At 45.2% G+C, this 22,263-nt stretch carries 14 protein-coding genes, 1 pseudogene and 1 riboswitch; of the genes and pseudogenes, 7 read left to right on the forward strand and 8 right to left on the reverse strand.

The window, feature by feature from the left end; genetic code table 11:
• Window positions 1–425 precede the first annotated feature (425 nt).
• Window positions 426–1,247, reverse strand: a complete 822-nt coding sequence (locus tag J7E38_RS16625; protein ID WP_251030369.1) for an EcsC family protein — start codon at window positions 1,245–1,247, stop codon at window positions 426–428.
• 54 nt (window positions 1,248–1,301) lie between these two features.
• Window positions 1,302–2,087 carry an arylamine N-acetyltransferase family protein gene (locus tag J7E38_RS16630; protein WP_215038737.1) on the reverse strand — a complete coding sequence of 262 codons (786 nt, stop codon included), beginning with the start codon at window positions 2,085–2,087 and terminating at the stop codon, window positions 1,302–1,304.
• A 433-nt stretch (window positions 2,088–2,520) separates the two neighbouring features.
• On the opposite strand from J7E38_RS16630, the gene J7E38_RS16635 reads away from it, so the two are divergent.
• Entirely contained in the window at window positions 2,521–8,073 is a 5,553-nt protein-coding gene (locus J7E38_RS16635) for a pullulanase (RefSeq protein ID WP_214705110.1), read from the forward strand.
• Between the two features lie 124 nt (window positions 8,074–8,197).
• The gene (locus tag J7E38_RS16640) at window positions 8,198–8,992 is read left to right on the forward strand and encodes an alpha/beta fold hydrolase (protein ID WP_214705109.1); all 795 of its coding nucleotides are present in this window, start codon (window positions 8,198–8,200) and stop codon (window positions 8,990–8,992) included.
• A gap of 157 nt (window positions 8,993–9,149) precedes the next feature.
• On the opposite strand, the gene J7E38_RS23970 is transcribed toward J7E38_RS16640, so the two are convergent.
• The 4 genes and pseudogenes from J7E38_RS23970 to J7E38_RS16650 all read right to left on the reverse strand — a co-directional run bounded on the left by J7E38_RS23970 (window position 9,150) and on the right by J7E38_RS16650 (window position 13,008).
• Window positions 9,150–9,335: a hypothetical protein gene (locus tag J7E38_RS23970; protein WP_251030370.1), complete on the reverse strand. Its 186-nt coding sequence runs from the start codon at window positions 9,333–9,335 to the stop codon at window positions 9,150–9,152.
• Window positions 9,336–9,524: 189 nt separating this feature from the next.
• Entirely contained in the window at window positions 9,525–10,472 is a 948-nt protein-coding gene (locus J7E38_RS24505; RefSeq protein WP_483297182.1) for a methyl-accepting chemotaxis protein, read from the reverse strand.
• A pseudogene (locus J7E38_RS24510) lies at window positions 10,467–11,300 on the reverse strand (MCP four helix bundle domain-containing protein); the annotation flags it as partial. The gene J7E38_RS24505 and the pseudogene J7E38_RS24510, both read right to left, overlap by 6 nt.
• A gap of 106 nt (window positions 11,301–11,406) precedes the next feature.
• Entirely contained in the window at window positions 11,407–13,008 is a 1,602-nt protein-coding gene (locus J7E38_RS16650; protein WP_215038741.1) for an amidohydrolase, read from the reverse strand.
• A gap of 152 nt (window positions 13,009–13,160) precedes the next feature.
• Window positions 13,161–13,338: riboswitch (Lysine riboswitch) on the reverse strand.
• A 109-nt stretch (window positions 13,339–13,447) separates the two neighbouring features.
• On the opposite strand from J7E38_RS16650, the gene J7E38_RS16655 reads away from it, so the two are divergent.
• From J7E38_RS16655 to J7E38_RS16675, 5 genes are all read left to right on the forward strand, one after another.
• Window positions 13,448–14,353: a nuclease-related domain-containing protein gene (locus tag J7E38_RS16655; protein WP_214705106.1), complete on the forward strand. Its 906-nt coding sequence runs from the start codon at window positions 13,448–13,450 to the stop codon at window positions 14,351–14,353.
• Between the two features lie 741 nt (window positions 14,354–15,094).
• The gene (locus J7E38_RS16660; protein WP_214705105.1) at window positions 15,095–15,823 is read left to right on the forward strand and encodes a GntR family transcriptional regulator; all 729 of its coding nucleotides are present in this window, start codon (window positions 15,095–15,097) and stop codon (window positions 15,821–15,823) included.
• A complete protein-coding gene (gene gntK, locus J7E38_RS16665; RefSeq protein WP_214705104.1) occupies window positions 15,816–17,351 on the forward strand; it encodes a gluconokinase in 1,536 nt (511 codons plus the stop codon). Before J7E38_RS16660 ends, gntK begins: the two co-directional genes overlap by 8 nt.
• A 124-nt stretch (window positions 17,352–17,475) precedes the next feature.
• Entirely contained in the window at window positions 17,476–18,822 is a 1,347-nt protein-coding gene (locus tag J7E38_RS16670; RefSeq protein WP_214705103.1) for a GntP family permease, read from the forward strand.
• A 169-nt stretch (window positions 18,823–18,991) separates the two neighbouring features.
• Window positions 18,992–19,387 carry a VOC family protein gene (locus tag J7E38_RS16675; protein WP_215038743.1) on the forward strand — a complete coding sequence of 132 codons (396 nt, stop codon included), beginning with the start codon at window positions 18,992–18,994 and terminating at the stop codon, window positions 19,385–19,387.
• A gap of 149 nt (window positions 19,388–19,536) precedes the next feature.
• Here J7E38_RS16675 and J7E38_RS16680 read toward each other — a convergent pair whose 3' ends face one another.
• Window positions 19,537–21,714: a beta-propeller domain-containing protein gene (locus J7E38_RS16680; RefSeq protein ID WP_214705101.1), complete on the reverse strand. Its 2,178-nt coding sequence runs from the start codon at window positions 21,712–21,714 to the stop codon at window positions 19,537–19,539.
• Window positions 21,715–21,804: 90 nt separating this feature from the next.
• Window positions 21,805–22,242 carry a hypothetical protein gene (locus J7E38_RS16685; protein WP_214705100.1) on the reverse strand — a complete coding sequence of 146 codons (438 nt, stop codon included), beginning with the start codon at window positions 22,240–22,242 and terminating at the stop codon, window positions 21,805–21,807.
• Window positions 22,243–22,263: the final 21 nt, after the last annotated feature.

Here is a 22,263-nt window from a genome sequence, read left to right on the forward strand (position 1 = left end):
AAGAACACAATGAATGAATCTTTAGTTGTCAGAAAATAGGACAGAAAAACACTCAAAGCTAAAAAGCACCGAGCGTTTTTGTTAATGGCATATTTAACTATGGCTCTGTTAAATAAGGCTGTTGATTTTCGTTCCAGGTGCTTCGCTTTCCGCGGGGCCGGCGCTGAGCCTCCTCAGCGCTTTGCTCTTGCGGGGTCTCACCTGACCAGCTGCTCCCGCAAGACATTGAATTTGCTTCCTTGAACCTGCCCACGCACGATGATGGGAATGCGTAGCATTTTCGGAGGAGCCTACACGCCTTCCACTACAATCAACAGGTGTAAAAAAACAATGGACATTAACCGAGCCTTGACTATAATCACCTTATAAATAATCGTATTAAGTTTCTTTTGTATTCACCTTAAGATGATTTACAAGATTTATCCTTATAAATCCATTTCATGGCTTTCTAAATCAGAAAGTCTCTCCAAAATCCGCCGCTTCTGATAAAGCATCGTCCCGGTCTCGGCAAGGTCGCTGACCATCGACCGATTGGCGAAGGCGCCAAACACAATTCCGGCCACCGGGACCATCTGGAGCAGTTTTTTCCAGCCGAACGATTCTGTGTAGGTCAGGGTCACTTCACGCCAGCCCTGCAGTTGGGAAATAACTTCACGCGATTTGTTTTCATTGTTGAAATCGGTCAGTTCATTCAGGATTGCCTGTTTCCCCACCACATCGGCGGAGGAGAACTGCAGGCATTTTATGATAAAGACCCTTTCCTTCTTGTCATTTGGATCAAACCCATGAATAATCGCAATGTCCTGCAGTGTTTTTAGCGACAGGGCCAGAACGGCGGGAATATCGATCGCAAGGGTGAAAATCCCGCCTATTCCTGTGCTGGCTCCCTGGATCGTTGCAGCCTTTTTCCGCTGCTCGCCAAGGGCCAGAGAGGCTTTTTTCATTTCCTCTACTGGTACGGTCTCAAGGTCGGATAGCTTGTTGACTCTCCTGCCTGTCTTTTTCTCAATGTAATGAAAGATCGATTTTTCGCTGGTCAAATACTGGCCGCCAGTTTGGATGTAACTCCCCATCTCATCAAGCAGGAGCCCGACCTTCTCCTGGATGAACTTTGGCGTGAAACGGTCAAGCATCTTGAACGGAAGCCTGGTCAGCTTCTCCCAAAACCACAAACCCTTCTGGTCCTTCTCCCACTTTTCGATTTCATTTAATTCCTGCAATAAATAATCCCGTGTATCCATCCTCAACCATCCACCTGTCATTTTTGATACTATATTAACGGTTTACACTATCAGAAGGTTTCATTTTACATCAAGATTATAATGTTCCTTCGCAAGCTGCTTGAATTGGGTCGCATCGATTTCTTCTTTCGCAACCTGCCCATCCTTCCAGCGGGTGAAACTTGTTTCTGTTAACACCATACTGCCGTTAGCATTCACCCTGGTAAGCAGTGGCTTCTTGTTAAAGGGAGACTGTGGATGTTCGGTGATGATTTTTTTCATTTCGGATAAGTCACTTACATTATCAACCGGATCACGGGAATCAAAAGCGTATCCGGTTCTCCAGTCAGTGTCCTTATTCTTAAGTTTCATTTCTAAAAAATAGTCACCAAATTCACTTAGCGCTTTTTTTACCCGGAACTCCCCTGTCGGTGTCATGATTTCTGAGCCATCAAGCGGAACTGGCCTTAACGGCAAATTACCGCCAAAACCTGTATCGATTAAGTAGCGCATGCCTCCATCGTTCATAATAATCGCAGCGTGTGTCCTGCCGGTTGGACTAAAGCCTTTAAGTTCAGGAACGTATACTGACCCACGGATCAGTTGGACATCAAGGTCATTTTCTTTTAAAAACAAATATAATATCCCGTTAAGGTCATAACAAAGTCCGCCTTCGTTTCGGTGGAGAATTTTATCCGCCAGGCTGTCCTCATTCAATTCATCGAGGCTGCCTGAAAGCGTGCAGAGGTTTTCGAACGGAATTGCAGATGCTGTCAGCTCAAGGATAAGGGAAATATTTTTAATTTTTATGGGTTCATTTGAATTCAAGCCAATCCTTTTCCGGAAAAGAAGATTTATGTCATTCATCACTCTATACCTCTTTCTCATACTAGATTTACTTAAGAATACTTGAAAATACCATCCAAATTCCAGTTATCATATAGTTCTATTCACTCATTTTTCTAATTTCATTAGATATTGGACGACAAAATCTGTGCTGGTTTTTGACGAATCAATGACATTTGTTGATGAACCAAATCATATTCCCTATAAAACTCTCGATTCATGCAGGATTTTGGAACTATTTGCTTGCCAGATGAACGTTGGCCTTCCATTGCTGGTTAGGCAATTCTATTGTAAAATGGAAAAGATAGATTATTGCAAACGCTTGCATTTTTCAGGGAGTTAAAATTTTTTACCCGGTTGTGCAAACGGTTTCATAAATTGCGCATTCCTGAAAGGAGGACGTTGAAATACCGATTTTAGCAGCATCAATCAATCTAGGGAGGAATGGATTCAGATGAGAAGAAGCACCAAACGCAGTTTCTCAATTTTCATGACAGCGATCATGCTGTTGAGCTTGTTGATTCCTTTTGTGCCTGCACAGCAGGCTAACGCAGAAGGAACTGCCACAACATCGGAAACAACCGATCGCAAAGTCCGCTTTACCTATGTACGTGAAGATCAAAATTTTGGTGAGTGGAATATTTGGACTTGGAATACTGGTGTGCAGGATGGCCAGGTTGATTTTGCAACTAAGGAAGGCAGCAAAGCGGTCGCGGATATCCCCGTTGGCGCTAATACTGCCGAAATGGGCTTCGTGCTTCGCAGTACTTATGATTGGAATACTGCACAAAAGGAATTTGGAGACCGTTTTATCAAGGTTAGCAAAAATGATTCGATTACTAAAGTGTTCGTTACAAGCGGCGTAGAGCAAATCCGCATTGTGCCTGATGGATCCGCTCCTGTGATTGCGGATGGAAATGCAACTTTCTTTTACCGCGACAAAGAGCTATTTGCAACTGATCAGATGGGCACGATTGAAAAAGTAGATTTGAAGATTGATGGCAAGACTTTACCAATGACGTATGAATCTGAGAATGAAAGATTTGCAGTATCATATGAAAATATTCCAACCGGAACGCATGGATACACATATTTGGTTACAAAGGATGGCGTCACTAACGAAGTTACCGACCCTTACAATCCATCTTCGGAAATCACATATGCGAACGCTGACCTGACTGTTTCAGGTTCTGTCAACCCAGCGGAAATTGATTACAGCCAGAATGCTGTGCTGAAAGTTGACGTAGAGGGCATCACAGATGGAGTTGAGATCAGTAAAATCACGGCTGATGCTTCTGAACTTGGCGGATCAAAGACTCTTGCAATCGATCCTTCATTAATGGAAGTAACGATTGCAGTCGATGACAACATAACAGCTGGTGCGAAGACGATTCCTGTAACGGTGACCGATTCATTTGGCAACCCGCATACAGGTACTGCAAATGTAACGGTAAAAACAAGGCAATCTGTCGGCGAAAATGATTTCGACTGGGACGAGTCGATCATTTACTTCATGCTGACTGATAGATTCTTTGATGGAGATTCCTCAAATAATGATCCTTATGGGTTAAACTATGACACTACTGATCGCGGAACCTATCAAGGCGGCGATTTTAAAGGAATCACCGAAAAGCTGGATTATCTCGATGAACTTGGCGTCAATACAATCTGGATAAGTCCGATTGTTGAGAACGTTAAGCACAATGTCCGCTACAAAGATGGTGATCCTTCTTATTATGGATATCACGGATATTGGGCAAGCAATTTTGGAGAGTTAAACCCTCACTTCGGTACGATGGAAGATTTCCATAACCTGATTGATTCTGCCCATGAACGCGGGATTAAAATCATGGTCGATGTGGTATTGAACCACTCTGGTTATGGTTTGAAAGATATTGATGGTTCTGTGGAAAACAAGCCGGCCGGATATCCTACCGATGAAGAACGCAGCAATTTCAGCAATCTTCTTCGCCAGGGTACTAGTGAAGAAGTGGGATCAGACGAAGTACGCGGTGAACTTTCCGGACTTCCGGACTTCAAAACAGAAGACCCTGCAGTCCGTCAGCAAATCATCGACTGGCAGACAGACTGGATTGAAAAAGCGAAAACAGCAAAAGGCAACACAATTGACTACTTCCGCGTGGACACTGTAAAACACGTTGAAGATGCCACATGGATGGCATTCAAGAATGCAATCACTGAAAAAATGCCAAAGCACAAGATGATTGGCGAAGCCTGGGGTGCAAGCGCCAACGATGATTATGGCTACCTGGAATCAGGCATGATGGATTCCCTGCTTGATTTTGACTTTAACGATATTGCGCATTCTTTTGTAAACGGAAACCTGAATGCTGCTAATGATGCGTTAATCACTCGTAACGCGAAAATTGATAACACTGCAACACTCGGCCAGTTCCTGGGAAGCCATGATGAAAATGGATTCCTCTTTGATGCTGGTAATGATGAAGGCAAACTAAAGGTTGCTGCTTCCCTGCAGGCAACAGCTAAAGGCCAGCCGGTCATTTACTATGGTGAAGAACTTGGACAGAGTGGTGAAAATAACTATCCAGAATATGATAATCGTTATGACTTTGCCTGGGATCAGGTGGAAGGCAATGATGTCGTCGAGCACTACAAGAAGATCTTGAACTTCAGGGGCGACCATTCTGAAGTATTCGCAAAAGGTGAACGTACGACAATTGCTGGTTCAGACAGCGATCAATACCTCCTTTTTGCACGTAAGCATGGTGATGAGGCAGCCTATATCGGATTGAATATTGCTGATGCAGCAAAAGAAGTAACATTGACCGTGGATTCAGCAGACGCTGTTGTGACAGACCACTATTCAGGTAAGGCATACACTGCGACAGGTGGAAAAGTAACACTGCCAATCCCATCTAAAGCAGATGGCGGTACTGTTTTACTCACAGTTGAAAATGGTTCAATTACTCCTGGAGATGGCAATGGCGACGGAGAAGACAATGGTGATGGCAACACAGTTGAACCAATCCCATCCAACCACATCCGCATCCACTACAAGCGTGACGACAACAACTATGCAAACTATGGAGCATGGCTGTGGAACGATGTAGCCTCCCCTTCTGCCAACTGGCCGACTGGAGCTACCATGTTTGAGAAAACAGACAGCTATGGCGCCTATATCGACGTGGAGCTAAAAGATGGCGCGAAGAACATCGGCTTCCTCGTGATGGATGTAACGAAAGGTGATGCTGGTAAAGACGGCGGAGACAAAAGCTTTACAATCAATTCACCTGAAATGAATGAAATTTTCATCAAGCAAGGCGATGACAAGGTATACACATATGAACCAGTCAACCTGCCAGAAAACACCGTCCGCGTTCACTATGTACGTGACAATGCTGATTATGAAAACTGGGGTTTATGGAACTGGGAAGATGTCGTGGCACCATCTGATGGCTGGCCAACAGGCGCAGCTTCCTTCACTGGAACTGACCGCTATGGTGCGTATGTCGATATCAAGCTGAAAGACAATGCTAAGAAAATTGGCATGATTACCCTAAACAAGGCAACTGGCGACAAGGACGGCGGAGACAAATCCTTCAACCTTCTCGACAGATACAACCACTTATGGGTAAAACAAGGCGATGACAATGTCTATGTATCTCCATACTGGGAGCAGGCAACAGGCCTTACATCCGCTGAAGTCATCTCTGAAGATACGATTCTATTAGGCTTCACGATGACAGATGGATTGACGGCCGAAGATCTGAAGTCAAAACTGGAAATCAAGGATGCCAGCGGTGCAGCAGTTTCAATTGAAAGTGTTGAAATCAAAGGCAAATCCGTTACAGTTAAAGCAGCTTTCGATTTAGAAAAGCTTCCTCTTTCTGTCACGTATTCAGGCAGAACAGTAAAGGCTTCTACAAGCTGGAGAATGCTTGACGAAATGTTTGCTTATGAAGGCAATGATCTTGGTGCTGCCTATAAAGACGGCAGAGCAACTTTGAAGCTATGGGCACCAAAAGCAAGCAAGGTAGTCGCAAACTTCTTCAATAAAGACAACGCAGCTGAGCAGATTGGCAGCATTGAACTGACAAAAGGCGAAAAAGGTGTCTGGTCAGTGACAGTAGCTCCTAAAGACCTCAAGATAAAAGATCTTAGGGGTTATTTTTACCAGTATGAAGTGACAAATAACGGAGTCACAAATAAGGTCCTTGATCCTTACGCGAAATCGATGGCAGCATTCACGGTGAATACAAAAGGTGAAGCTGGCCCGGATGGGGATACTGTCGGTAAGGCAGCTATTGTTGACCTGAGCAGCACAGATCCTGAAGATTTTGATCATGCCAAAATCAAAGGCTATGAAAAGCGAGAAGATGCTGTAATCTATGAAGTGCACGTACGTGACTTCACATCTGATCCTTCGATTCAAGGTGATTTAGATGCAAGGTGGGGCTCTTATAAAGCCTTCACAGACAAGCTTGATTATCTAAAAAAACTTGGTGTGACACATGTCCAATTGCTTCCTGTCATGGCTTGGTATTATGGCGATGAAACGAAGATGGGTCAAAGGGAACTAAATTACTCTGCCGGCGGAAATGAGTACAACTGGGGCTATGACCCGCACAGTTATTTCTCTCCGGATGGCGCCTATTCAGAGGATGCAGCTGACCCTGAATTGCGAGTGAAAGAATTGAAACAGATGATTGATGCAATCCATGATGCTGGAATGGGTGTCGTTCTCGACGTGGTCTACACTCATATGGCAAAAGCCAGCCAGCTGAATGACATTGTCCCTAACTACTACGCGTTCCAGGACGCACAAGGAAATTTCCTAGGCGGCTTCGGAAACAACCTGGCTACAAGCCACAAGATGGCTGAAAAGCTGATGGTAGATTCAGTGAAATACTGGTTTGAAGAGTACAAGATTGATGGCATGCGTTTTGACATGATGGGTGATGCGACCTATCCTTCCATCCAGAACGCTTACGATGCTGCTGCATCTGTAAATCCTGATGCATTGTTCATCGGCGAAGGCTGGAGAACATTCGCAGGCCACATTGCTGAGCCGGATTTAGCTGGCATGGGCGCAGATCAGGATTGGATGGATAAAACGGATAATGTCGGCGTTTTCTCTGATGAAATCCGTAACGAGCTGAAATCAGGCTTCGGTTCTGAAGGTGAGCCACGTTTCATCACAGGCGGAGCTCGTGATATCAAAACAATATTCAACAATATCAAAGCACAGCCAGGCAATACAGCTGATGATGATCCAGGCGATATGGTTCAGTACATTGCGGCGCATGACAACCTTCCGCTTCACGATGTCATTGCCCAATCGATCAAGAAGGATCCTGCTGTACCTGCAAACGAGCTGGAAATTCACAAACGAATTCGAATTGGGAACTCCTTGATTCTAACGTCACAAGGAACAGCTTTCCTGCACGCAGGCCAGGAGTATGGCAGAACGAAGCAATGGAAAGGTGAAGGTGTCCCTGAGCAGAAGTATCACGAATTGACGGATGAACAAGGAAATCCATTTGGCTATTTCATCCACGATTCATATGATTCATCCGATGCCATCAATATGTTTGACTGGCAAAAGGCAACAAACAAAAAGGAATACTCAGTCAACACGACAACACAAGCCTATACGAAAGGACTGATCGAGCTTAGAAAATCAACGAACGCTTTCCGCCTCGGCGAGAAGGATCTCGTTGACCAGAATGTTAGATTGCTTGATTTGCCTGAGATCAAAGAGACAGACCTAGTCATCGCATACGAAAATGAGTCTACAGATAACACTGGAACGTACTACGTATTCGTTAACGCTGACACTAACGCACGCACATTGACACTAGGCGATCTTGACTTCTCAAAAGGAAAGGTCCTCGTCGATAATGACGAAGCCGGTAAAACCCCGGTATCCAAAAAGTCCGGATTCAAGCTCTCAAAAGACAAGTTGACGCTTGATCCATTGACAACAGTCGTCATCAAAGTAGACCAAAAAGGCAAGAAGAAATAATCGTTTACGGCAGGTATCATCCTTTCCAGATGGTACCTGCCATTATTTTTGCCTTAATCGTTTACTGACAGCGCTATCAAGGGTATCATGAAGGAACACAACTAGGACGACTAAGGAGAATCGGATGCTGGATTACAAGTTATATAAGGGCCGCGGCTCGGAGTACATTGTGCTGCTGCACGGGATTGGCGGGAACTCGAACATTTTTTACAAGCAGCTAAAACCTTTCCTGAAAAAATACCATATAGTTGCGATCCATATGCCTGGCCATGGAAAATCACCGGACATTGATTCGTATAATGAAAGGCTTTCTTTTGATGTGATTGTCCGGGAGATCCTGCACACCCTGGACCATCTTTCGATTCGCAAGGCGCATTTTGTCGGGATTTCATTGGGATCGATCATCGTCCACCATCTGCTGCAGACACGTCCTGAGCGAGTCAGGTCCGCCGTTCTTGGCGGGGCCATCACCAGGCTTAACCTGTTTGCAAAATCACTGATCAAATTGGCAGGACTTATAAAGGGCTTCATCCCTTTTATGTGGCTGTACCGCATTCTGGCCTTAATCCTGATGCCGAAGGACAACCACAAGGAATCGCGGCGGTTTTTCATCCAGGAGGCCTACAAGATGAAGCGGAAGAACTTCCTCGCATGGTATCCACTTGCCGGTGATGTCAGAGCCACCTACAGCAAGGTCCAGGAAAACAGTGTGGATGTCCCGAAACTCTATATATCTGGCGCCGAGGACCATATGTTTGTCCACGAATTAACCGAGGACCTTCGCAGTGATAAAAGCTCGGAACTAGTCATCCTTGAACAATGCGGACATGTCTGCAATATTGAAAAGGCCGATGATTTCAATGAACTATCGCTAGAATTCATGGACAAGCACCGGGTTAAAAAAGCGCAAATCGGTTAATAAGAAAAGCGCAGTTACTTTGTCAGTCCCGACAAGCGCTGGGTCACGACGAAAGTGTCTCGAGGGGCTAGGGGGCTGGAGCTGGGCTTCGCAAAGGAAAATCAATCCTATATAAAAAGGGAGCAGGCCAGGCGGCTTGCTCCCTTTCGGTTATTTTTTAGTACCAAAATCCAGGTCCACAGCACGGGTACATCGGATATCCTGGGTATCCAAAACCACCATAAAACGGCCGCGGGTAAAATAAAGCGCCACCCAATAATCCACCAGCCAAACCACCTAAAAATGGTAATCCAAAGCCCCACCTCTGGTCCTGCATTCGATAAGGATGTCTGTATGCGTACATACGGCTTACCTCCCTCTTCTCTTTTTTTGTATCCACTACCTTTATATGCATTTATCACGGTTTCGGCTTGGGCGAATACACCTGTAAAGGAGGCTGGATGATCTATGAATTGCCTTTCGAAGCTGAACTTCTTGACTAGAAAAAAGAAGCATGAGATCTGTAATCCCATGCTCCTCACTAGACATATTATTAAACCCTGAATTTCGCAACCATTTCCCTCAGGCTCTCTGCCAGCCTTGCGAGTGAAGCGGAAGACGAGGACACTTCTTCCATGGAAGCCAGCTGCTCTTCCGTGGCGGATGCAATTTCTGCCGTGCTTGCGACAGAACCTCGGGCGATTCTTGTTACCTCTTCAATCGAAGCATTCACCTGCATGACGCTTGCCGACATTTCTTCGGAGATCGCGGAGACCTCCTGGACTTCCGAGCTGACTTTCTCGATCGATTTTAAGATCTCATCAAATGTCCTGCCTGTATCCTCAACCAATATTGTTCCCTCGGAAATTTCAGCTGTTCCTTTATTCATCATCTCGACGACCTGGTGGGTTTCTTTTTGAATGACTTCAATCAAGCTGGAAATCTGGCTGGCAGACTGTCTTGAAAGCTCGGCCAGCTTCCTGACTTCATCTGCCACCACGGCGAACCCTTTACCATGCTCGCCTGCTCTTGCTGCTTCAATGGCCGCGTTGAGCGCCAGTAAATTCGTCTGATCGGCGATGCCGGTGATGACCTCAATGATTTTGCCGATTTCAGCCGATTTGCGGTCCAGATCCTTGATGACCGAATTGGTCTCGCTTGTTGTATGGTTGATCGTTTTCATCTTTTCAATGACTTTTTCCAGGGAATCATGGCCAAGCATTGCCTGTTTCGTTGTATCAACCGCAGACTCTGCAACAGTGGAAGTCGTAACTGCTACACGCTGGATGGCACTCGCCATCTCCCCTACTGCCTTCGCGCTTTCCTCCGTATTCTTGCTTTGAAGTTCTGCACCTCCGGCGACTTCCTGGATGGCTGTCGCTACCTGGTTCGTGGCAGAATTCGTCTGGTCCGCACTAGCCATCATCTCTTCAGCTGATGCCGCAACCTGCTCCGATGTGCTGCTCACCTGAAAAATGATATTCCTTAAATTTGTTGCCATCTCATTGAAATCAGTTGCCAATTGCCCGATTTCATCTCTATTCTTCACAATGATTTTTTCGATAGCCAGATTACCGCCAGCTAATTGCTTTGCTGCCTGGGATACAAGTTGGACAGGCTTTGAGATCATTCTGCTAATATAAGTAGCAATCACAGTTCCAATGACAAATGCCGCTACACTTAGCCCAATGATGAGCAAGGCCACCCTCTGAACATTTCCGGAAAGCTTTTCACTCGTCGCATCCAATTCATCTTGCTGATACTTAATCGCATCTTCGGCAGCGGAATTCAAGGCAAAAATCAGCTGATTCCCTTTTTGCTGCATCAAAAGCCGCACCTTTACCGTTTGTTCATCCCGAATTAATGTAAAGGCTTCTGAAGCAACATCATAATATTGCGCCTCAGCCGCGATAAAGTTCTCTCCAATCTTCTTCCCCTCAGCGGAATTTGTCGTGCTCAAGTACTTCTTTGAGCTCTTAGCAAAGTCCTCTACCGCTCCTTCAAATTCGATCAGGCTTTCACCATCACTATTTGCCATGTATTTTTGAAGCGCAAGCTGCTCCCGCATGACGGCATCCTTCATTTCGACAATCAAATTCAGCTTCTCCATCCGGTCGTCAATCGACGAAGAATACTGACTATTCATCTTGTTAAATTCAAAATTCGTGATGATTGCCACGACCGCCAACAAAGCTAAAACCGAAAAAAAGCCTGCCAATAATTTGGCCCGAACACCGAACTTCATTTGTGATTTCCTTGAAAATCTCTTCGTGAATTTCATTTTCCGCTCTCCCGTCCAGCAATATAGTACATAATCGTTTCTCTTCATATTAATTACTTCGGTTTAATTTCTGAAAATTTTAGGACTTTAGCCATAAAACTAAAAAGAACGGCACTCCTGCTGCCAAATGGAAGCAGAAGTACCGTTCTTATGTTTATGAGAGACTGCGATACTTGATTTCCCCGCCGATGATGGTCATGTCGATGTTCATGGATAATAATTCGTCTGGGTCGGCCATTTCAAATGGGTTTGCTGAATACACAGTCATATCCGCAAATTTTCCGCGGGCAATCGTGCCTTTGACTGTCTCTTCATTCGTCGGATAGGCTCCGAGTTCGGTGAACAGGCGGAAGGCATCCACCATGGACAGCTTCTGTTCCGGCACATACCCCTCATGCGTTTCACCCGGCTTTTTGCGTGTCACTGCCGCATGGATTCCGAGAATCGGATCGACCGGTTCTACTGGCGCATCCGAGCCGCCAGCACAAATCACGCCAGCCTCCATCAACGTTTTCCACGCGTAGGAAAGCTTGATCCGCTTTTCGCCAAGTCGTTCCTGGACCCATGGGAAGTCACTCGCAAGGAAACGCGGCTGAATATCAGCAATCCTGCTATGTGACTTGAGGCGTGGAATCAGCTCCTCCCTTAAAACCTGAGCGTGAATCAAACGGTCACGATAGGCCGCAGCCGGGAACCGATCGAGCACATCCAGGATATTCTCCAAGGCCTGGTCTCCAATTGTATGGACGGCAATCGGCATGTCCAGATCACGCGCCCCTTTTACGATTTCATATAGCTGTTCCTGGTCATACATCGCATCGCCGTAATGTCCCGGCGCATCGCTATATGGTTCCGACAGGAGCGCAGTTCTACGGCCAAACGCTCCATCTGCAAAAATCTTCACCGCGCCTATTTGCAGCGTATCATTGCCGTAACCTGTGTACATTCCCGCTTCTTTTAAGTTTGGTAAAAACTCATGATTGATCAGCAGATTGCTTCGGAGGCCAAGCTGCTCCCCATTTAACAGCTCATTGAAAAGATTCCACGTTTTTTCAAGCCCGCCGAGATATAGCGGATCATTCGTATGAACACTTGTCAGCCCCTTACTGATCGCAAATTGCATCGTCTGGCGCATCGCTTTTTTCCAGTCGTCATAGGAGCGCTCGGGAATATACTGCCTAACAAGATTGGCCGCTGACTCCAGGAACAATCCAGTCGGCTGCTTCGTAAGTTCGTCCAGTACAATCGTGCCGCCCTCCGGAACACTCATGCCCGGATGATAGCCGCTCACTTCCAGCGCCTTGCTGTTGACCAGCGTCGCATGCAGGCAAGTTCTTGTTAAAAATAACGGGTTGGCCGGCGCGGCATAATCCAGCTCCTTGATGGTCGGAATCCTTCCGTCGGTAAAAAGGTTCTCATCCCAGCTTGAGCCGACAATCCATTCACCTGGCTCAAGCTGATCAGCCTTCTGCTTTATTTTTGCCAGCATTTCATGCCTTGAAGTGATTCCGACAAAATCGAGATTGATAAAACTATCCGCCATGATCGATAAGTGAAGATGGCTATCGATCAGACCAGGAGTGGCTGTTTTCCCTTCAAGGTCGATGATCTGTGCCTGGCTGCCCCATTGGAGCACCATATCCGCGGATGATCCCATATCAATGAAGCGGCCATTTTCAATGACCACAGCTTGTACAATTGGGTTTAGTGAATTGAATGTATAGATGGTTCCATTTTTGTAGATGGTTCTCAAGATGATTCTCTCCTTTTTCGTAAAATGAAAAGCCAGGAGAGGCACATGCCCGGGAGTGGAGTTTAATAGAAGGAATGGAGGAAAAGTTCTTGTCTATAAAAAGCAACGACAGAAATAATCGGTCATTGCTTTTACAATACACGTTATCTCCCATTTCGATCAGTAGTTCTCCATGCGCCAATTCAAGCATGACAGTCTGCTCCTTGTTCAGAAAGCATCCCAGCAGTAACCAGTCTGACCCTGGCCACGCTTCGGCAAACAACCCTTCCAGCCACCATCATTGATGTCATACTCCGATGGCCTACTAATGTTGTCTGCTCCTCTACCTCACCGATCTGATAAGATCATATAAAATTAGCTTAATAGTACCATAAATGCCCCAGAATGTTCACTGATTTTTACTTTGGATTCTTTTAAAATGAAGGGAGAAAGGAAGTGGACTATGATACTAAAAGAACGGACCAAACCAGAAGAGTTGGAAATTTTACTGGCATTAAAGCCCCGAATGGAGCTGGAAGAGAAAGTTTTGACGAACCTTTTTACAATGGAGAAAGGCTATGAAGGAGAAGTGCAATTTGACCACTGGTTCACGAACTACCGAGTGGAGAGTTTAATTATCAACGACCTTTTACTGGAAGTGAATGGCACCCTCTTTCAAATCGATTCCCTCGTGATCACCCAGGACCGGATTCACCTTTTTGAGGTGAAGAATTTAGAAGGCGATTATTATTTGGATGGAGACAAATTTAAAACCGCCGCTGGTGCCGAAACCAAAAATCCCCTCCACCAGCTAAGCCGCGCCGAATCCCTGCTGAAACAACTGCTGAAGAATCTCGGATTCTACATCCCTCTCGAACCACACCTCGTGTTCATCAACCCGGAATTCACCCTTCTGCAAGCACCACTGAAGTCACCCATTGTTTTGCCAACCCAATTGAACCGCTTTATGGATAGGATGAACAGAACCTCATCAAAACTAACAAACAAACATACCAAACTGGCGGAGGCACTAATGTCATTGCATATCAAGAAATCTCCGTTTACCAGAGTGCCGGGTTATGAATTTGATAGGTTGAGGAAAGGGGTTATTTGTGAGGAGTGTGGGGGGTTTTTGGAGAGTTTTGATCGTCAAAGGATTATTTGCAGTAATTGCGGGTCCAGGATTAATGTTGATGCTTTGGTGTTGCAAACTGTCAAAAGTTATAAGATCCTCTTTCCCGACCAAAAAATAACCACAACAGCCATTTTTGAATGGGGGGATGGTACCCTGCCTAAGAGAGCCATAAGAAGGGTCTTGCAGAAATACCTCTCAGTTAAAGGTGAGTGGATTTCTACTCATTATGAATGATCATTTAGAGCTCGAAAGATTGCTACAACTCTTTCGGGCTCTTTTTAATGTGACGATAATCTTCGTTACTACTATTTTATCCGCACATTATTCTCTTTATTGTGACGATAATCTTCGTCACTCCCGTTTTATCCGCTCATTATTCCTTTTATTGTGACGATAATTTTCGTCACTCACGTTTTATCCGCACATTATTCCCTTTAATGTAACGATAATCTTCGTCACCCCTGTTTTATCCGCACATTATTCCTTTTATTGTGACGATAATTTTCGTCACCCCTGTTTTATCCGCTCATTATTCCTTTTAATGTGCCGATAATCTTCGTCACTCTCGTTTTATCCGCTCATTGTTCTCTTTATTGTAACGATAATCTTCTTCACTCCTGTTTTATCCGCACATTATTCTCTTTAATGTAACGATAATTTTCGTCACCCCCTGTTTTATCCGCTCATTATTCCCTTTAATGTAACGATAATCTTCTTCACTCCTGTTTTATCCGCTCATTAAGTACTTTTATGCGACGATGATTTGTGCTGCTCCTTTTTTATAGCCACCTTCACTTTATTTATGTGATCGTTATTTTTAAAAACTACAGTAAATGCGTTAAACCAAATCTCCTATAAAGAATGAAACCAACCCAATCTGGCAAAATAATCATAATAGAAAACGCTTGCAATATTTTAAATTCGTTTTATAATACTTGTATACAAGTATACTTGATTAACCAGGAAGGTGAGGAAATGACCGAAAACAATGAATTTCTTTATCCTCAAAAATGGCTTTCGAAGGCGTCGACCGGTGATCGTGTTGCGAGTGAGCTGCGGATGCAGATTATTTCGGGAATGATTGAAAGCGGTGCCACCCTTTCGGAAAACAAATTGGCTGCGGACTTTGGGGTCAGCCGCTCACCCATTCGTGAAGCGCTGAAAATCCTCGCAGCGGAAAACTTGATTCGCCTGGAAAGAATGGGCGCTGTGGTCATTGGCTTGACTGAAAAGGATGTTGAAGAGATTTACGACGTCCGCTTATTGATTGAATCATTTGTTTTTGAACGTCTTATGAAAATAGATACATCAAACCTGGTCACCGAGTTAAGCAAAATTCTCGAAATGATGAAAATTGCCATCAAGTACAAGGATGCAGACGAGTTCAGCCTCCAGGATGTGCTCTTCCATGAAACGATCATAAGGGCCATCAACCATTCCTATATCAGAATGATCTGGGATAACACGAAACCGGTAATGGAAGCGTTCATTCTTTTATCGATGCGTGCAAGGATCGCAGAAAAGTATGAAGACTTCGACCGGATTATCGAGAATCATGAGCTTTATATTGAAGCCATCAAAACGAAGAATCGCGAACTGATGATTAAATCCTTACACCAAAATTTTGATGATGTTCAAGGTAAAGTTGAAGACCTTTGGATATCGCAGCAAACGCTTTCCAAGGGAGTTGAAAAAAATGACTGAGTACATGCTGGGAGTCGATATCGGCACCACTAGCACCAAGGCTGTTTTATTCAGTGAAAAAGGTGAAGTCATCCAGCAGGAGAACATTGGCTACCCTCTTTATACGCCGGATATTTCAACAGCTGAGCAAGATCCTGAAGAAATTTATATGGCGGTCCTGACTGCCATCACAAAAATCATGAAGCACCATCAGCAAAAAAAGCTGGCGTTCATTTCCTTCAGCAGCGCAATGCATAGTGTCATCGCGATTGATGATAATGATGAGCCGCTGACACCGTGCATCACCTGGGCGGATAACCGCAGTGAAGCATGGGCGCACAAAATCAAAGCAGAGCTGAATGGGCATGAAATTTACAAGCGCACAGGAACACCGATCCATCCGATGTCGCCATTAAGCAAGATTACCTGGATCGTGAACGACCGTCCCGAAATTGCCGTTAAAGCGAAAAAATACATCGGCATCAAGGAATTCATTTTTAAAAAGTTCTTTGACCAATATGTGGTGGATCACTCGCTTGCATCGGCGATGGGAATGATGAATCTTAAAAAGCTTGACTGGGATGAAGAGGCCCTTCAACTTGCGGGAATCAGCAAAAACCAATTATCCGAGCTTGTACCTACCACAAAAGTTTTCACGGGTATCAATCCTGAAATTGCGAAGCAACTCGGAATTGATCCGCAAACTCCTTTCGTCATCGGCGCGAGTGATGGTGTCCTTTCCAACCTCGGCGTGAATGCGATTGGCAAAGGTGAAATCGCGGTCACGATTGGGACGAGCGGTGCAATCCGCACGATCATCGACCAGCCGCAAACCGATGAAAAAGGCCGGATTTTCTGTTACGCACTCACCGAAAACCACTGGGTCATCGGCGGCCCTGTCAATAATGGCGGGATGGTCCTTCGCTGGATCAGGGATGAATTAGCAGCATCCGAAGTCGAGACGGCAAAACGCCTCGGAATCGACCCTTACAATGTGTTAACGAAAATCGCGGAGCGTGTAAGGCCTGGATCAGAAGGATTGCTGTTCCACCCATACCTCGCCGGCGAACGGGCTCCATTATGGAATCCTGATGTCCGCGGATCGTTCTTCGGACTGACGATGTCTCATAAAAAAGAGCACATGATCCGTGCAGCATTAGAAGGGGTTATTTTCAACCTATATACCGTGTTTTTAGCGCTCACTGAAGCGATGGAAAGCCCGGTTACAAGAATCCAGGCTACCGGCGGTTTTGCAAGGTCAGATGTTTGGCGCCAGATGATGTCCGACATATTCGACCTTGAGGTGGTCGTGCCTGAAAGCTATGAAAGCTCATGCCTTGGCGCCTGCATCCTCGGGCTTTATGCCACTGGAAAAATCGATTCCTTTGAAGTCGCTTCCGAGATGATTGGCAGCACTCACAAACATACTCCAGTTGAAGAGACAGCAAAGGAATACAGGCAGCTTGTACCGATTTTCATCAGCTTATCACGAGCACTGGAACAAGATTATTCAAGAATTGCAAACTATCAAAGAAGCTTAATTAAATAAGGGAACTTTTATCCCAAGAAGCTTTATTAAATAAGGGGTCATCTGATCCCCGCACAAAATTGTTAGCGCTTTATTTTACAAACCGTTAAATGCGGAAATACAGACATCTTAGGGGGAAATTACAATGCCATTGGTTATTGTAGCAATTGGTATCTTAGCATTACTATTGTTGATCATGGGTCTTAAATTAAATACTTTTGTCTCTTTGATTATTGTTTCATTCGGTGTTGCCTTAGCACTTGGTATTCCATTGGAAGAGGTTGTTAAAACTATTGAAGCTGGTTTGGGCGGAACGCTTGGCCACCTGGCACTGGTCTTCGGTCTTGGTGCGATGCTTGGTAAATTAATCGCTGATTCGGGCGGCGCACAGCGAATTGCAATGACGCTTGTAAACCGATTTGGTGAAAAGAACATCCAATGGGCTGTTGTTGTGGCTTCATTCATTATCGGTATTGCCCTGTTCTTCGAAGTAGGTTTAGTCCTATTGATTCCAATCGTTTTTGCGATTTCAAGAGAATTAAAGGTTTCAATTCTGTATCTTGGTATTCCGATGACGGCTGCTTTATCTGTCACACACGGCTTCCTGCCTCCTCACCCTGGTCCAACTGTTATCGCTGGTGAGTTTGGCGCAAACATTGGTGAAGTATTACTTTACGGTTTTATCATTGCTATTCCAACTGTTATTCTTGCAGGACCTGTTTTCACGAAACTTGCTAAAAAGCTTGTCCCTGAATCATTCACAAAAACAGGAAGCATTGCTTCATTAGGCGAACAAAAGACCTTCAAACTTGAAGAAACACCTGGCTTCGGCATCAGTGTTTTCACAGCATTGCTACCTGTTATTTTAATGTCTATTGCAACAATCATTACCTTGCTTCAAAAAACAATGGGCTTTGAGGATAATAGTTTCCTAGCTGCAATCCGATTCATCGGTGACGCTGGTACTTCTATGACGCTATCTCTACTTTTCGCGATTTATTCAATGGGAATCGCGCGTAACATTCCAATCAAGACGGTTATGGACTCTTGCGCAACAGCCATCTCACATATCGGCATGATGCTGTTGATCGTCGGCGGAGGCGGTGCCTTTAAGCAAGTATTGATCACGGGCGGTGTTGGTGACTATGTAGCTGAGCTTTTCAACGGCACTTCACTATCACCGATCCTGCTTGCCTGGATCATCGCAGCCATCCTGCGTATCGCTCTTGGTTCTGCAACTGTTGCTGCTTTGACTACTGCTGGACTCGTTATTCCAATGCTTGGAACAAGCGATGTTAACCTTGCCCTTGTTGTACTTGCAACCGGAGCAGGAAGCTTGATCGCGTCACACGTCAACGACGCTGGCTTCTGGATGTTCAAAGAATACTTCGGCCTGAGCATGAAAGAAACTTTCGCAACCTGGACATTGCTTGAATCAATCATTTCCATCGCTGGACTTGGATTCGTCCTCTTGCTTAGCCTATTTGTTTAAAAAATTGTGGCCAGCCCTATTGAAGGGGCTGGCCTTTTTAGTATTTCTACAACTAAAGTCTGAGTAAAATTCCTGCTTCTCTCTGAATCTCTTTAGCTTCCATCGTTGTAAAATAAATCTAACAAACTCAAATGAGGTGTTTGCATTGAAAAAAATCTGGTCAAATAAAATGCCATCTGTACAATTCCGTATCGCCAGGCCAACGGATCAATTAGAAACAGTAGTGGAATTTTACCAGGATGGGCTGGGCCTTGAAGTTGTTGGCGGGTTTAAGAACCATGATGGTTACGATGGCGTAATGCTGGGCCTGCCGGATTTGAACTACCACCTGGAATTCACTCAGCATGAAAGCGGCAGCCCTTGCCCTGCGCCAACTGAAGACAATCTATTAGTCTTCTACATTCCCGACAAAGAGGCCCGGGACGGAATCGCCCAGCGGCTGCATGAGATGGGCTATCCGGAAGTCGAGCCGGAAAACCCGTATTGGAAAAATGCAGGTGTGACGATTGCCGACCCGGATGGCTGGAGGATAGTGCTGCAGAATTCAGCTGGCTTGGGGGATTAGAAGTTTGAAAGGCTCTTCTGCGTTTGATGCAAGACAGATGCTTATGTGTGGATGCTAGAAAGACGCGGTTTCGTTGGATGCAAGAAAGGCTCTTCTGCACAAGGTGCAAGAAGAGCCTTTTTTCAAACCGAATTGGTTTAGCTTGCTTATTAAAACTCCAGTTCCCCCAATTTTTCATAGCTGCCGATTTTATGACTTGTAATTTTCTCGGCTGACACGGCGTACAGTGTATCCCCGATATAGAGCAGTCGCTGGATCTGGTGCTCCCAGTCTTCGTAATACGGCATGTCGCCGTTAATATGGGTTACTTTGGACTTCAGCTTAAACCCGTCCGCAGGATCAATACTATAAACATACGCTCCCTGATATTCAAAGATTTGCTCGTATTCGTTCTTGTCGCTGTTCTGGTAAACGGAGATTGGGAAGGCAAAGATGTCTTTGTCTTTATTGAACAGCAGGGCTTTATGGTCATGATTCAACGGGGAGTAGGTGCCCCGCCCGCCAATCACTTCAGTGAATTTCTCTTTCGGATTGGTCATATCGCTGACATCGAATAGCGATATCTTGACGCCATCGGTCAGGATTCGCGGCTGCGTGGAGCCTTTTTCAGCGATGATTTTCGTATCCTGGCCAAATCCGATGATATGGTTTTCATCATATGGATGCAGGTAATTACTGAAGCCAGGGATTTTCAATTCGCCCAGCACTTTCGGATTGGCCGGGTCGCTTGCGTCGAACACGAACAGCGGATCTGTTTCTTTAAACGTAACCATATAAATGCGGTCACCCATGAACCGGGCGGAATAGATTCTCTCGCCTCGGGCCAGTTCATCGATCTTCCCGGTTTCCTTCAAGTTTTTATCGAGAATATAGAGCTGGTTGGAGGATGGCCGCTTCTCATCCCACGCATACCCTTTCGTCGTCACGACACGGAAATAACCGTTATGCTCATCCATCGAGAACTGATTCAGCACGGTTCCCGGTACGGTGGCGGAGCTGTGGTATTTGACCTCCATACCTTTGATCGCAAACTTATGGACATCAGTGTCAGGCGCAAGGACACCGCGCTCTTTGAAATCCATATCGCCGTAATTCTCAACCGCCAGGTACAGGTTTTCTTTTGACATATAAAGTTGGTTGCCGCTGCCCAAGTAGGTCGTCATGGCGACTTCTCTTTTCGGCTGATCAAGATCAAGCGCCGCAATCATGGTATAGTTCGGCTGACGCGATTCCGGGAAATAGTGAATATCGTCATAAGTGACTGTTTTTTCCTCTGACCCCAACACTGTATCGGTGAACTTCGGCCTGATGTCGATCTTCCGGTTCTCCTTCAGCAGCCAGTAATCGGGATAATGCTGAGTGACAAGATAGACAAGATTCTCCACCTTCCTTGCCGAAACATACGAACCTTCTACCTTAACTTCACGGACCTGTTTCGGGTCAGCAGGATTTTTCACATCATAGACAATGATTGCCGTTGTCTGCATCATCGGGGCAATCAGCGAATCCTTGGCGGCATCCTCATAGGACTTGTGGATCTCATTGTACTGATGGCCAATGACCACCAGCTGATCATCCTGCAGGAACAACTGGAACGGTGAAAAGTTCTGACCATAACGGATCGTCGATAAAACCTTCATCTGTGCGCCGGGTACCGCCTGGATGATTCGCACTTTATCATATTCAGCCTGAAAAATGCTCTTCCCATCGGTCTTGATGATATCCGCTTCATCAACGCCCTGGACCTGGACATTCGTTTCGGATACCTCACCGCCGCCTCCCGATTTATCCGCAGCCACTGATTCCTCTGATGCTTTATCTTCACCAGCCGTGAAGGAATCCTTCACTCCGCCAAACCAGCCTCGTTCCTTCTTTTCTTCATCAAGGATTTTTTCAAAATAACTCGCCAGATTCTCCTGCGTGCCAACAGTGGGAAGCGTTTCTTTTACAACAAACTTCCACGATTGCGCAGAATTCAGCTCCCGGCCCAGCGCAGATTTGATTTCATTTTTTATATGAACAGTGTATTCCTTTGCTTTGGGGTCATATCCGTTTTCCGGCGGATGGATGTAGATGGATGTCCGGTCGTCCCCAAGTTCAAGTTTCGTGTCGAGTTTTTCACCTTGATCATTTGTGATATAAATCAAGTCCGAGTCGAGACTCTTTTCAGAAATCTTATCGGAAAATTGCAGCTGCCATACTTTGTTCGGCAGCACTACATGCTCCTCTTCCCATGCATTCACCACTTTGAACTGGGACAGTGAATAAAAAGTCACCACTACAATTGATAGAAGTACTAAACCACCCAGAAACCACCATTTTTTCATCTTTTTTCATCCCCCTTGTAAAATTAGACGGGGATTGGTTCCAGGTGTTTCAGTTTTTGCCACAAAAAAACTCAAGACTTGCCCAGAGCTTTATTCCATTACATCTACCTCTAAGGAATAAGGGATCAATAAATAGTTGTATGTTATGTTTATTTTTTCAGGTGCTTCATTTCCAAAAACACGTAACCCATAGTGCTTAATAACTTCCCGGTCCTCCATTTCGTATAATTTGTTTTGTTCTTCCTGTGATAACTTAGGCTGGATTTCGATTTCATTGATTTTGTAAAAAGTGATGAAGGGGTCGTCATCCAGGCCTCCGCCAGCTACCATATGATTTGTTGTGCTTGCCCACAGCTCAACACTTTCAGGCTTATTTCCATTAATCAGCACTTCTTTAAGTTTAATATCTGCAAATCCAGAGTTTACTAGTTCTACGACTCTTTTCGTATCATCCTTTTCATAAAAACTAATACCATTTGCTGATAATGGTGGATTGGCTTTCAAATAAATCAAGCTCGCTACCAGCATAAAGAATAAAATGCCTCCGGT

Origin of the sequence: Bacillus sp. ISL-35 (assembly GCF_018613355.1) — a bacterium.
In the GTDB taxonomy this organism is placed as follows: Bacteria; Bacillota; Bacilli; order Bacillales; family Cytobacillaceae; genus Mesobacillus.

Coding starts and splice junctions, on each gene's coding strand:
- J7E38_RS16630 (WP_215038737.1), bottom strand. CDS start 2,087: ATGAATGACATAAATCTTCTTTTCCGGAAAAGGATTGGCTTGAATTCA.
- J7E38_RS16635 (WP_214705110.1), top strand. CDS start 2,521: ATGAGAAGAAGCACCAAACGCAGTTTCTCAATTTTCATGACAGCGATC.
- J7E38_RS16640 (WP_214705109.1), top strand. CDS start 8,198: ATGCTGGATTACAAGTTATATAAGGGCCGCGGCTCGGAGTACATTGTG.
- J7E38_RS23970 (WP_251030370.1), bottom strand. CDS start 9,335: ATGTACGCATACAGACATCCTTATCGAATGCAGGACCAGAGGTGGGGC.
- J7E38_RS24505 (WP_483297182.1), bottom strand. CDS start 10,472: ATGGCAACAAATTTAAGGAATATCATTTTTCAGGTGAGCAGCACATCG.
- J7E38_RS16655 (WP_214705106.1), top strand. CDS start 13,448: ATGATACTAAAAGAACGGACCAAACCAGAAGAGTTGGAAATTTTACTG.
- J7E38_RS16660 (WP_214705105.1), top strand. CDS start 15,095: ATGACCGAAAACAATGAATTTCTTTATCCTCAAAAATGGCTTTCGAAG.
- gntK (WP_214705104.1), top strand. CDS start 15,816: ATGACTGAGTACATGCTGGGAGTCGATATCGGCACCACTAGCACCAAG.
- J7E38_RS16670 (WP_214705103.1), top strand. CDS start 17,476: ATGCCATTGGTTATTGTAGCAATTGGTATCTTAGCATTACTATTGTTG.
- J7E38_RS16675 (WP_215038743.1), top strand. CDS start 18,992: ATGCCATCTGTACAATTCCGTATCGCCAGGCCAACGGATCAATTAGAA.
- J7E38_RS16680 (WP_214705101.1), bottom strand. CDS start 21,714: ATGAAAAAATGGTGGTTTCTGGGTGGTTTAGTACTTCTATCAATTGTA.
- J7E38_RS16685 (WP_214705100.1), bottom strand. CDS start 22,242: ATGCTGGTAGCGAGCTTGATTTATTTGAAAGCCAATCCACCATTATCA.